This window comes from Thermoactinospora rubra (genome assembly GCF_002093975.1).
In the GTDB taxonomy this organism is placed as follows: Bacteria; Actinomycetota; Actinomycetes; order Streptosporangiales; family Streptosporangiaceae; genus Nonomuraea; species Nonomuraea rubra_A.
On the sequence record NZ_KZ084337.1, the window covers coordinates 12,531 to 24,175 of the forward strand.

The following is an 11,645-nucleotide window of genomic DNA, read 5'->3' on the forward strand; positions in this document are numbered from 1 at the left end:
CGGTGGGCTCAGCGTCATCAAGCAGGCGTTCGAGCACAACGCCGCGCCCGCGGAGTAGTGAGCCTCGCGCTGCGGAACACGGCTCGAATATGGCCTCGCTGTAGCGGGCTCTGCGAGGATCTCGCGCCTGGTTCTCGGTGCCGAACGGCATGACATTTCGCGGAGCGTTACGTGTCGACCCTTTCTGAGAACCTGAAGGACTCGCCGGGGGCGAAGACAAGTTGTGCAGGGACTGGCCTGGATGGAGTATCTGGACCAGCGACCGTGGAGCACGGGCGGGGGTCGGCGGGCCGGCCACGTTCGTGGTCACCGTGATCCCGGCGGCGGCCACGACCTGCAGGCTGAGTGTCAGCCCCCACGCGCGGGACCGCCCGCGGCCTGGCAGGCCGCGGTGAAGAACGCGAGAAACGGCGCATACGTGGCCAGTGCCGGCCGGTGTTACAGCGGATTTTCAGCGAGTGTTGCGACCCTTACCGTGCATCTCACCCCAAGGGACGCAGCCATGCGATGGACCCCATACTTCGCGGCTGCGCCGTGGCCCGGCTCTCATGCCCCCCATGCGAGGAGAGCCGGGCCACACTGCGGTGCGTTGCTGTGGTGAACAGGTGCCGGCGTGGTCGACGTAGGCGGGACCAACGCGTGGCTGAGGTACGGCAATAGCGATGATCATGGATAGGCTGACGGAGTTCCTCGAGGCGCAGATGGCGGCTGGCCGGCTGCCGGGCGCAGTAGTGGGAATCGCGTATCACGGGCACGTGGTCCTCCTCAAGGCGTATGGCCATCGGGACAAGGCCCGCGATGTCCCCATGACGACGGACTCATTGTTCTGGATCGCGTCGATGACCAAGCCGGTCACGGCGGTTGGCGCGTTGCTGCTGGTCGAGCGCGGCCGGCTCGTGCTGGACGAGCCCATCGGCACGTATCTTCCCGAGTTCGCGGGGTGGACGGTACAGCCCACCGTGCTTGACCTGCTCCGGCACACCGCCGGCATCCCGGAAGGGCTGCTCGGTGACTCGCGGGTGCACAAGCTCTACGCGGAGGCTGTGGGCGACGGGATGACCGGCCTGACGGGCGAAGAGTTCATCGACAGGTTGAGCAGGCTGCCTCCACTGCACGAACCGGGCGCGATGTGGCACTACGGCTGGGGTCTCGACCTCACAGGCCTGATCATCGAGCGCCTGGTGGGCACGTCGCTCGGAGACTTCCTCCAGGACGAGGTCTTCGCACCACTCGGTATGACGGACACCACCTTCGGCATTCCGAAGCAGCGCCGGGACCGCTTCGCCCAACCGGCGTCGCCGGAGGTCCTGCCCGACCTGTCGATCGCGCGTTTCCACTCCGGTGGAGCGGGGCTGGTGAGCACGGCGGGCGACTACCTGCGATTCGTCCAGATGCTGCTGGACAAGGGAAAGCCGGTGCTGGCCCGCAAGACAGTCGAGTACATGCTGTCCGACCAGCTCGCTCCGGGCACCGACACCAGCCGCCTGCACAGGCCGGGCTGGAATCCGGGATATGGCTTCGGGATCGGGCTGGCGGTACGTCGCCGGATCGGTGGCGCGCCCACCCCGGGTTCGGTCGGGGAGGTGACATGGCCGGGAGCGGGCGGCACCACCTGGTGGGCCGATCCCGCCGAAGAACTCGGCGTCGTTGTGATGGCGCACACCAAGGCCAAGATCGAGCCGCAGATCAGGGCGATCGTACTGCAGGCCTTGACGTGAGCGTCCCCGGCCCCGCCCAGGGCCGAGCCGATGCGCCGCCTGGCGTTGCCGTCAGGCAGCCGGCCGGGATCTCCGTCGTTCCAGGTGCGCCCTTCCCGCGATCATAGAGAGGCGCATCTGCAAGATCATCTATACGGATCCCGCTGGTCACGTCTCGGGGCGTACGGTCATGCGTGACAGGTTGAGGTAAGAGACGTTTATTCCAGTGTTGGGAATGGAGACGGACACCTTGCGCAGGGTCTTGCCATCGGCACGGTTGAACACGGTGTATGTGATGTCACCATCGGCACCCCGGATCGCGCTGAGAGCGTGGAGCTGAGTGCCGGAGAATGCGAAGAGCGTCTGCATCGGGCGTGTCACACCTGTTCCAAGGGCGGTGTTGAAGAGGGTGGCGGTTTTCCCCGTGGCGACATCGGTGGAAAAGACCCGGCCATCCGCATAGACCCAGTGCAACTGACCGTCCTGCCGGTCCTGCACGATGTAGCCGAAGTCATCGAAGTCCAGCTTCGTGGCATCGTCGAAGATCAAAGGGTGCGCCTGGTAGTCACCGCTGACGGTGTCCCAGGAGACGATCCTCGGCTGTTCGCGACCATCGGCGTCGGTGTCCCAGGACAGGAAAGTGATCACGCCGTCGTGGCAGGGAACCTGCCCAGCCGGAGTACCGCCGCCGAAGTGCGGTCGCCAGGCGATGACCTTCTCGCCCCCGCCCGCCGACTGCGGATACAGGCGGGCCAGCATCTGCGGTCGCGCGGCCGGGTCGGCCGTCGAGGTCATGCCGGGCAGCTTGGCGGCTTCGCTCTCATGGGTGCCGGGTCTGTTGGTCAACCCGAAGATCTGGCCGTCGCAGGAGGCGCCGGTGAAGTAGTTGCCCTGCACGTCATACAAGCGGGCGTCGCCTTCGGTGGTTACGGCGACCTGGTTGCTGTAGCCACCGTTTGCGCCGAACCCGTTGTTGTAGACCCCTACAGACCCGTCCTTCGGCAACGCGAACATCAGGTTCTGCGCGGTGATTTTGGGGTTCGCGACCCTCGTCAGCCCTGATGCCGTCAGGCGATAATCGCTGCCTTCGTCGGCGAAGTACAGGCCGTGGCCGGACCAGACCGGGGTCATCATGTCCATGCGTTTGGTTTTCACGGCGCGGAAGGAGCCGTCGGCGTCGACGAGAACCAGATACCCCGGCTCGTGCACTTCTCCGACCGGTGAGTACATTTCGGAGTTCTGTGGCCCGACAAAGAACGCCATGACTGCATCGCCCAGCCTGACCTTGGTTTCTGGTACCACGGCGCGGTCGAAGAGTTCCTGCGGGCCCGAGGACGAGCGGGACGTGCATCCCGTCAGGGCCACCGCCGCCATTGCCACCGCCGCGGCGATCGCGCGTCCCGTTCTCCTCAACATCCTCACTATCCTCACTCTCGTCCAGCAGGGACCTGGAGAGATGTCGCGACTCCCCAAGCCCCCACGTGACCTCAGTGGACCGCTCCGCCGAACAGCGCGGCTCGCTTCGCTAACCGATGACCGAGTATGTGACCGTCAGCGAGGAATTCTTGATGTCGTTTGGGTAGACCCCCAGACCGCCATCCCCGTCGAGGTCGATGTTCACCGACCGCTTGTACGCCTTGTACACCAACTCCGAGCAGTTGAGAGTGGAGATGTCGCCGCCCTTGTTCCAGGCGAAGTTGCTGTTGTAGGGCTTGCCGGTCAGGTATGCGGACGCATAGTTACCCGCACTGTCCCGGTTGGTTTGGCTGGTGGAGACGAACATCTTCTCGATCTTCGAGCAGTATTGACGCCCCGAGTAATAGAATTCTCCGCTTAGATCGCCCGAGCCGCGGGCCTCGGTGATCCAGGCCCTTTCGGAGTAGATTCCGGTGTGTCCATGGGAGACGCCATAAGTGGAGGACGCGGAGTAGAAGATATCCCCCTTGTAGGCCGCTGTGCCGACGTAAACCCTGTTACAGGTGGAAGGGTCGCTCTGCGTGCCGGCCGAGCCGCCGGACCGTGCGTGGCTTTCGGCTTCGGCCAGGGCGGTCATGATCGCCTTGTCATAGGTCAGCCCGGTGGTGGCGGCGGCCTCGCGCATGCTCCTTTCGAGCTCGGCGGCGCTCAGGCCGGGATTGAGCTGCAACAGCCGAGTGAAGGCATCGTCATCGACAGCGGCCGAGGCGGTGCCGCCTGCGGCGAGGGCAAAAGCTGCGGCGGCGGCCAGCGCGCCAGTCAGCCTCGCGAGGCTTGCGCGCTTGGGGGAAAGTTGTGGCATACGCATCGTGGGTGTTGTTGCCTTTCCGGGGTTGGGAGGAGCCCGAGTGAGATCTCGGGAAGGAAAGCAAGCCTCGATGCTCGGGTCTGGAGGCCCCGCTCTGGTCAGGGGGAGAGCCGGGCCTCCAGCGGCGAGATGCGGCGTGGGTCCATCTCTCCAGTCGCGGTCGCCGTACCTCGAGGCCAGATCAGCATGGCCGGTCCTGGCGAAGATTCCCTGTAATCACCCTGTAGTTAACGAGCTTGAAGGCGTGATGTCGTCAGGGTGAGGCCGGTTGCTGCGAGGAAGCCCTCGATAAGGCGGCTGCGGTATTGGATCTTGCGGAGCCCACGGCGCAGCGCCTTGAGGAGATGGCCGGGGTCGGTGAAGGCGGTGTTGGCCTGACTGCTGCGGCGTAACACCGACCAGATGCCTTCCACGGGGTTGAGGTCGGGGGCATACGGCGGCAGATAGGAGACGGTGAGCCAGGCGCAGGAGTCGATGAAGGTTGTCAGGCGGGCGTCGCGGTGCACGTTCAGGCTGTCCCAGATGAGCACGATCGGCGCGCCGAGTTGCCGGTGGGCGGCGATCAGCAGGTCGCGGTAGTCGCTCCAGGCGAAGCTGCGGCGCCGGCCGCTTTTGTGGTCGGGATGGCGTTTGGGCCGGTAGATGATCCGGGAACGCGTGCCGGATGTGGAGCAGGCCAATGCGGCGATCGAGAAGCGGCGCCGGCTGCGTCCGCGGACGGTGACCACCGGGGTGTGGCCGCGGCGGGATCAGGTACGGCCGTCGCGGCGGCGTCATCGCCAATCCGGCTTCGTCTTCGACGACGATCCAGGCCCCGAGCGCCGCCGCGGTGCTTTTATCTGGGGCCAGGTGTGTTTCAGCCACCCGGCCAGGTCACGTCCACGGCCTGGGGGTCTCCTTCGACCGCACGCCGAGCCGGGATCTGGTGACTCCAGCCATGCCGGCGCAGCATCTGGGCGATGCCCGACAGGCTGTTAGACCGCAAGGCCCGTGCCCCGCCGTGTTGCCAGGCGTGGCGCCAGCGCTGCACCGAGCGCACGCTGACGCGTAACTCCTTGGCGATCACCGCGGTGTCCACCCCGCCGGCGAACATCTCAGCGGCTCGCAGCCGGATACGCTCGCGGAAAGCCCGCCGCTCGGTGGTCAGCCCTCCGCCTTGCGGATACCTCATCAACCAGGCATACCGCCACGGCCGCCATCTGTCAGCCCGACGACATCACGCCTTCAAGCTCGTTAGCAGGCAGCGACATACGTACCGAGATCCTGCCCCGGTCCTGCACGACGGACAGCGCGGGCAATGGTCATGGCCCCGCTCGCCCCTGCGGTTCCCGGCCTGGTGACGTCTCCCACACAGCGTGTCAATGGCCAGGTGCGTGTCAGGTCTGGCCCGCTTTTCGTGATCAGTAGCCGTGCGGGACGCGTATGCGGAGTAGGTCGGGGTTCGCTCGCCCGTACATGATCCGTTTGATCATCTTGATGCGGTTCACGTTGCCTTCGACGGCCCTGGAACCGCAGGACAGGATGAACCCGGCCCTGGCCGCCACCCCGTCGCGACGAAGCCCGGCGGCGAAGTCGCGCAGTTCACGGGCGGGGCTGGTTTCCGCTCGCGTGGCCCAGCCGTCCAGGTCTTGCGCGCCGCGACGGTGAAGGAGCATCTCGGCGAACTGGCGATGCCGGCCTCATCGCTGACCGGACTCGACTCCCGTGCGGGCGATACGAACCGCGATGCGCTTGCCGCGCAGCCATCGGCGCAGGTCATCGCGGTCGTAAGCCTTGTCTGCGTGGAGCTTGCCAGAATTGATGTGCCGGCCGTGGCGAGGGCTGCGTCTCATGTGGAGCTCGGTCACGAGGGGCTTGAGGCTCTCGCTGTCGTGGGTGTTGCCAGATGAGACACCGGCCACGACGGGCAGCCCGGACCGGTCGGACAGGAGGTGCATCGTGGAGCCCGGCTTGCCCCGGTCCACGGGGCTCGGACCGGCAAGGCCGCCCCCCCTTTGGCCCGCACGCGGGCGGAGTCCAGCACGACACGGGAGAGGTCGAGCAGGTCGGCGGCAGCGAGGTTGTCCAGTACGGCCTGGTGCGACTTGGCCCACACGCCGGCGCGTGACCAGATCAGAAAGCGGCGGTGCACAGTGGACGTCGCTATCCCCAAACACGGCGGCAGCGCCCGCCACGCACACCCGCTCACCAGCACGTAGACGATGGCCGCGAACCCCGCTTCATCCGGCGTGTTCTGCAGCCCACCTGTAGGACGTCCAAGTTGTCCACGTAGGCCACATTCGTGGCGTCTCTATGGACGACAAGAACGGCCCCGCCAGGCTGATGCCGGACGGAGCCGTCGTGGTCGTGGTGTCGGTTTGGTGGTCACTCTGTCGCGATCACCTCGCTGACCGCGGCGCGGGCAGCGGACTCGTCGACCAGTTTCTTGCCGGTGGCGAAGCTGGCGACCAGGGTGGCGGTGGCCAGATGTTGACGCTGCGGGGTCGTCCCGCGCCGTGGTGGACATGCTGCGCGAAGGCACTCTGCTGTCGGCCGGGATCGCTACGCCGACCTGGCTGATCGGCGAGGAGCGATGGTCGGCATCTGTGTCAGACCTCAGGGGCCGCGGCGGCCAGGAGCCGGGCGAGCTCGGCAGGCCGTGTGATCATGGGCCAGTGGCCCGAGTCGATGTCCACAAGCTCAAGGTGCTTGACCTTGGCCAGCTCGGGCACGTCACCGGCGGCGATCCACTCTTGAGCCTGGGCGGGGGTGAACTCGGGGCACACGACGAGGACGGGTACGTCGAACCGTCGCTCGTCCGTCAGGCGCACCACGCCCTTCGCCACCCCGGCAGGGACGGGAATCGCCGCGGACGTGAAGTCCCTCCTTGCCTCCTCGCTGAGGTCGGCGGAGTCCGGTCCTTCGAACGGACCCCAGCCGGGGAAGGGCATGACGCCGTCCTTCACCTCGAAGAAGTCGGCGTAGGGCTGCCCGTCCGAGGCCGGGAAGCCGCCGATGAACGCGACCTTGGCGACCCGCTCCGGGCACGCGTCGGCGGCCAGCCAGGCCAGGGTGCAAGCGGCGGAATGCCCCACCACCATGGGCTTCCCTGAGGCCGACTCCACGGCGGCGATCACGGCTGGCACCTGGTCATCCAGAGTGGCCGAGGCGGATCCGTCGTCCTGCCCGGGCAGGGTGATCGGTACGGGGCGGTGGCCGAGCGCCTGGAGGGCGGGCACGACGTCGTCCCACGCGGATCCGTCGAGCCACAGGCCGGCGATGAGCAGGATATCCATGATCGGTTCTCTTTCTTCGGCACGTTCCGGTGAGGACGGAACTCGGACAGGACGTCAGGCTAGGAGCGATTCCGGACGTTCTACTTCCTGTTCATGACGTGATCTCGTACTGTGCTCGTGTGCCGCCCGATCTCAGTCCCACCGCACGGGCTCTGCGCGCCATGGAGCTCCTCCAGGCCCGCCCTGGCGTGACGGCCGGCGAGCTCGCCGCCTGTCTGGGCGTCACGGAGCGGGCCGCGCGCCGGTACGTCGGGATCCTCCGCGAGGCGGGCATCCCCGTCGAGTCGGCTCGCGGCCCGTACGGCGGGTACAGGCTCGGGCGCGGGACGCGGCTGCCTCCGGTCGCCTTCACAGAACCCGAGGCGCTTGGCCTGGTCATGGCGGTGCTCAACGGCCAGCCGGCGGCCGCCGATGCCGACGACCTCGTCGGCGCCGCCCTGGGCAAGGTCATCCGGGCCCTGCCCGAGAACGTCGGACGGCAGGCGGCGGCGCTGCGTGAGTACGCGTCGGCGGCGCCCGACCGGTTCTCGGCCCGTCCGGATCCCGCCACCACCAGCGCGCTCGTGGCCGCCATCGCGGACCGGCGGCGCGTGGTGGTCGCCTACCGGAGCGAGTCCGGCAACCAGTGGGAGGCCGAGGTGGACCCCTGGGCGGTCGTCGTCCGTCACGGGCGCTGGTACCTGCTGTGCCACTCCCACCGCGCGGACGCCGTCCGCACCTACCGGGTCGACCGCGTCCTCCAGGTTCAGCGGAGTACGCACACGTTCGAGCCGCCCGACGACCTCGACCCGGTGGCGGCGCTGGAGGAGAACCTGGGCACCGGGTGGGAGTTCGCCACGCGCGTCGTGTTCGACGCTCCCCTGGCCGAGGTGGCGCCTTGGATCCGGCCGCCGATGGGAAGGCTCGAACCGTCGGGGGACGGGTGCGTGCTCGTCGGCAGCACGAGCAATCCGACGATGTACGCGCAGGAGTGGCTGCCGAACGTGCCGTTCCCTTTCCGCGTCGAGGGCGGCCCGGAGCTGCGTGCCGCCCTCGCGAGTCTCGCTTCGCGTCTCGCCGCCGCCCTGGGGCCGGCCCATAGACGAGTCACGCCCGGGCCGGGGTCTTGAGGGAGGAGACTGAGCGCATACTCCCGGCTCGGTCTCCACGAGGATGCCCTGGCCGACCAGGCGTTTGAGCTTGGCGCGGATCTTCACGGTGTTCTTCGGGACGATGGGCGGGTCCAGTGCCTGGCACAGGTCGCGAGCCCGCAGGGGCCGCTCCACGTCGGCGAAGACGTCCAGGATCTGCCGGTAGGTGGGATGGTTGGGCAGCACGGGCACCGGTGAGTCGACCTTCACCTGGAACCTGACCACCTATGCCCCCGGCACCTACAAGGTCTATGTCACCTACCCGGCCGGGGCGACGGCGACCGACGCCACCTATGCCGTCAAGCACGAGTCGGGTACGGCCAGCGTCACCGTCGACCAGACCAGGAACGCCGGTACCTGGGTGGAGCTGGGCTCCTACACCTTCACCGCCGGGCTGGGCCAGTCGGTCACGCTGACGGACCAGGCCAACGGCACCGTGATCGCTGATGCGGTGAAGCTGGTGCGCGACACGAGCGGGCAGGCCGATGAGGAGAAGAAGGACTTCCGCTACCTCTACGACCCCAACGCCAACCTCACCAAGATCGAGGACCATGCGCCCACCGCGAAGATCGACGTGTGGGACGTCGGCTACACCGGCCTGAACCAGATCGATACGATCAAGGAGTACCTCGACGGGGCGCTGAAGAACACCACCGCCTACCGCTACAACGAAAACAGCGCGGTCATCGAGCGCACCCATGACAAGACGCTGGCCACCTACCGCTACGACGTCCGTGACCTGGTCGATGAGGTGGTCAACAAGAAGTCGGCCACCGACACCGCACCGAAGGTCACCCGCTACGCCTACACCCCGCGGGCCGAGCGGCTGAGCGAGACCAAGGCCAACGGCAACACCGTCACCTACGACTACTTCCTGTCCGGGGTGCTGGCCCACTCGCTGGAGAACAAGCCGAACGGCACGCTGGTGGCCGAGCACACCCTGAACTACCAGGGCAACCTGCACCGCTCCCGCGACCACGCCAAGATCGCCAACGCCGACACCCCCGGCGCCTACCTCGAGGACATCTACACCTACGCCTACGACCCCCGCGACCGCACGACGTCCAAGACGAAGAAGGAGGGCACCGCCGCAGCCAAGGCCACCGTCTACCCCTACCTCGGCCTGTCGGGGGAGATCCTGGATGAGGAGGTGGTCGGCAAGCTGGTCCGCCGAACTCTTTCGAGAGATCAGCGCCGGTGCCGCTCATCACCAACCGGGCGACGAAGGTTCGTAGGTTGCCGGGATAGGGGTCTCGGCCGGCGCGTTGGCAGCCAGCTGCGCCTGCCGATAACGTCATCCGGTCAGATCAAGCCTTGCTGGGGAACCGTCGGACGTACGCGATCCCCAGCCGCTCAGGGTGCGCCGCCTCAACCAAGGTGGCGACATCCGCTTCATCCCCCATGCGCCCGGACCAGGCCACATGATGTGCTCGCTGGGTCGCGGGCGCGCCGACGTCGGCCAGATATCCCGCGATGCGGGCATGAGCTCGGAGCCGCCACCCTGCGCCTGCCGAGAGGTAGGCGGCACGCCGCACCAGGGGATGACGGAAGCGAAATCGTCCGGATGACTCCACGGGACGGACGATGTCACGCGCCACCATCTCATCGAGGGCTTGCAGAATCGCACCTTTCGGAAGCCCGGACGCCACTTCGGTCACCACGGGCTCGAACTCGTCACCGGCCGCTGTTGCCGCCGGCGCAGGTGCGTCCGCAAGGCGGCGGCACTCAAAACACGCCTGATGAAGCGGTGTATGCGGCGGTCGTCTCTGTGCTGGTGAGCGGATGTGCGTGGCGGGCGCTGCCGCCGTGTTTCGGGATAGCGAAGTCCACCGCGCACCGCCGGTTTCTGATCTGGTCACGCGCCGGCGTGTGGGGCCGGCCGCACCAGGCGGTGCAGGATCAGCTCGTCGCCGAGCTGCTTGACCTGTCCCGTGTCGTGCTGGACTGCGCCCATGTACGGGCGACCCCGGCCGCGGCCGGCACACCAAGCCCGGCAAGCTCCACGCGGACAGGGCGTACGACCGCGATGACGTGCGGCGATGGCTGCGGGGCAAGCGCATCGCCGTCCGCATCGCCCGCAAGAGAGTCGAATCCCGCCAGCGGTCAGGCCGGCACCGCTGGGTGATCGAGCGCACCATCTCCTGGCTGACCGGCTACCGCAGGCTCACCTCCGCTACAAGCGCTATTCCGGCAACTGCCTGGCCTTTCTCAGCCCCGCCGCCACTGTGTGCTGCTACAAGCACTTCATCCGGCCCACCACGTAGGACACGGTCTAAGCGGCGAGCGGTGGACGGCTTGCCCGCCCCTGAGCCTCGGCCCGAGCCGCGCAAGCCGCGGTGGCGCAACCTGCTCGCCCTCAGCGAGGTGGCCCGATGACCCGCTACCAGTGCCCCCACTGCTACGGCCTGCACCGCAGCGAGGACCTGCCGCGCTGCCCACCTACGGGCTCGGCTACTCCCGCGTCTGCGAGGTGTGCCGGCAGGTCGCCACCCAGACCCCATGTCGAGGTACCCGGTGAGCGCCATACCCGTCCACGCCTCCATCACCGACCGCCACACCGGCCAGGCCATCGCCCCCTGCCCCTCCCGGCTGAGCGACCAGCAGGTGGCGCTGCTGGTGGCCGAGCATGTTGAGCTGCTCGCCGCCGCCCGCACCGCCGGCCGTCACCGGCCACGCAGCTTGGCCTGCAGATGCTCGATCGAGACGGCCGAAGCATTGGCGAACACAACAGGCGGGCGCATACTGACCACGACCTCGCCGGTGGGCGGACGATGTGGGCAACCCCGATCCAACCCCCGGCGAGGCCCCTGTCAACGCCGTCGTCCCTGGCGTTCTCACACCCGGTCACGCGCAGAACTTCTGGATAGGCGCTTAGCAGCGTCACGCGGTCACCAGGCCAAACTCATACTCCTCTGCCGTGGATGTAGCCCAAGCTTCAAAACCCTTTGAAAAGATGTCCGTGTCCTCGCCTCATGGTCCAGAATTGCCTGTGCAGGGAGCGTTAAGAAACCGGCAGGCTCGGCCGACGACTTGCGGCCGACGGACCGGGATCATCTCATGAGTGCTGACAGGAGGCGTAAATGGACCAGAATGTAGTTCATGAGCTTTGCAAGGAGATCTACGAACCGCCCATCGTGGTGGATGCGGGAGATTTCGCCAAGCAGACGCGTGGACTCACCCACTTCAACCGAGAAATCGTTTGGGGGAGAATGGGCGGATAACTCGAAACTGACGTCGGACGCCCTGGTTCACACGTAGC

General features: G+C 67.2%; 11 protein-coding genes and 2 pseudogenes. 5 read left to right on the top strand and 8 right to left on the bottom strand.

All coding sequences use genetic code 11. From position 1 onward, the window contains the following. Positions 1-662: 662 nt before the first annotated feature. On the top strand, positions 663-1,718 hold the full coding sequence (locus BSB02_RS15575; protein WP_084959528.1) for a serine hydrolase domain-containing protein: 1,056 nt from the start codon (positions 663-665) through the stop codon (positions 1,716-1,718). Positions 1,719-1,865: 147 nt separating this feature from the next. On the opposite strand, the gene BSB02_RS15580 is transcribed toward BSB02_RS15575, so the two are convergent. From BSB02_RS15580 to BSB02_RS15615, 8 genes are all read right to left on the bottom strand, one after another. Next, on the bottom strand, positions 1,866-3,113 hold the full coding sequence (locus BSB02_RS15580; protein WP_084959529.1) for a hypothetical protein: 1,248 nt from the start codon (positions 3,111-3,113) through the stop codon (positions 1,866-1,868). A 109-nt stretch (positions 3,114-3,222) separates the two neighbouring features. Next, entirely contained in the window at positions 3,223-3,981 is a 759-nt protein-coding gene (locus BSB02_RS15585) for a hypothetical protein (protein ID WP_143590720.1), read from the bottom strand. Between the two features lie 227 nt (positions 3,982-4,208). Beyond that, positions 4,209-4,709, bottom strand: coding sequence for a transposase (locus BSB02_RS15590; protein WP_084959531.1), 501 nt, complete (start codon positions 4,707-4,709; stop codon positions 4,209-4,211). 128 nt (positions 4,710-4,837) lie between these two features. Further along, the gene (locus BSB02_RS15595) at positions 4,838-5,152 is read right to left on the bottom strand and encodes a helix-turn-helix domain-containing protein (protein ID WP_206184709.1); all 315 of its coding nucleotides are present in this window, start codon (positions 5,150-5,152) and stop codon (positions 4,838-4,840) included. Positions 5,153-5,381: 229 nt separating this feature from the next. After that, positions 5,382-5,636 (bottom strand): transposase, encoded by a 255-nt coding sequence (locus tag BSB02_RS41460; protein WP_084959532.1) that lies wholly within the window; start codon positions 5,634-5,636, stop codon positions 5,382-5,384. Positions 5,637-5,660: 24 nt separating this feature from the next. After that, complete coding sequence (locus BSB02_RS43530; RefSeq protein ID WP_084959533.1) at positions 5,661-5,918, bottom strand: transposase; 258 nt, start codon at positions 5,916-5,918, stop codon at positions 5,661-5,663. Next, a complete protein-coding gene (locus tag BSB02_RS43535) occupies positions 5,825-6,220 on the bottom strand; it encodes a transposase (RefSeq protein WP_143590734.1) in 396 nt (131 codons plus the stop codon). Before BSB02_RS43535 ends, BSB02_RS43530 begins: the two co-directional genes overlap by 94 nt. A gap of 349 nt (positions 6,221-6,569) precedes the next feature. Continuing rightward, entirely contained in the window at positions 6,570-7,256 is a 687-nt protein-coding gene (locus BSB02_RS15615) for an alpha/beta fold hydrolase (RefSeq protein WP_084959534.1), read from the bottom strand. A 119-nt stretch (positions 7,257-7,375) separates the two neighbouring features. On the opposite strand from BSB02_RS15615, the gene BSB02_RS15620 reads away from it, so the two are divergent. From BSB02_RS15620 to BSB02_RS43540, 4 genes and pseudogenes are all read left to right on the top strand, one after another. Beyond that, the gene (locus tag BSB02_RS15620; protein WP_084959535.1) at positions 7,376-8,365 is read left to right on the top strand and encodes a helix-turn-helix transcriptional regulator; all 990 of its coding nucleotides are present in this window, start codon (positions 7,376-7,378) and stop codon (positions 8,363-8,365) included. 187 nt (positions 8,366-8,552) lie between these two features. Beyond that, positions 8,553-8,840: pseudogene (locus BSB02_RS43875) on the top strand (golvesin C-terminal-like domain-containing protein); the annotation flags it as partial. 1,230 nt (positions 8,841-10,070) lie between these two features. Further along, positions 10,071-10,650, top strand: a pseudogene (locus tag BSB02_RS15625) (transposase). A gap of 816 nt (positions 10,651-11,466) precedes the next feature. Further along, positions 11,467-11,607 (top strand): lasso RiPP family leader peptide-containing protein, encoded by a 141-nt coding sequence (locus BSB02_RS43540; protein ID WP_143590722.1) that lies wholly within the window; start codon positions 11,467-11,469, stop codon positions 11,605-11,607. Positions 11,608-11,645: the final 38 nt, after the last annotated feature.

Excerpts from the sequence above, each read along its gene's own strand:
- BSB02_RS15575 (WP_084959528.1), top strand. The coding sequence starts at position 663 with ATGATCATGGATAGGCTGACGGAGTTCCTCGAGGCGCAGATGGCGGCT.
- BSB02_RS15580 (WP_084959529.1), bottom strand. The coding sequence starts at position 3,113 with ATGTTGAGGAGAACGGGACGCGCGATCGCCGCGGCGGTGGCAATGGCG.
- BSB02_RS15585 (WP_143590720.1), bottom strand. The coding sequence starts at position 3,981 with ATGCGTATGCCACAACTTTCCCCCAAGCGCGCAAGCCTCGCGAGGCTG.
- BSB02_RS15595 (WP_206184709.1), bottom strand. The coding sequence starts at position 5,152 with ATGAGGTATCCGCAAGGCGGAGGGCTGACCACCGAGCGGCGGGCTTTC.
- BSB02_RS41460 (WP_084959532.1), bottom strand. The coding sequence starts at position 5,636 with ATGCTCCTTCACCGTCGCGGCGCGCAAGACCTGGACGGCTGGGCCACG.
- BSB02_RS43530 (WP_084959533.1), bottom strand. The coding sequence starts at position 5,918 with ATGCACCTCCTGTCCGACCGGTCCGGGCTGCCCGTCGTGGCCGGTGTC.
- BSB02_RS15615 (WP_084959534.1), bottom strand. The coding sequence starts at position 7,256 with ATGGATATCCTGCTCATCGCCGGCCTGTGGCTCGACGGATCCGCGTGG.
- BSB02_RS43540 (WP_143590722.1), top strand. The coding sequence starts at position 11,467 with ATGGACCAGAATGTAGTTCATGAGCTTTGCAAGGAGATCTACGAACCG.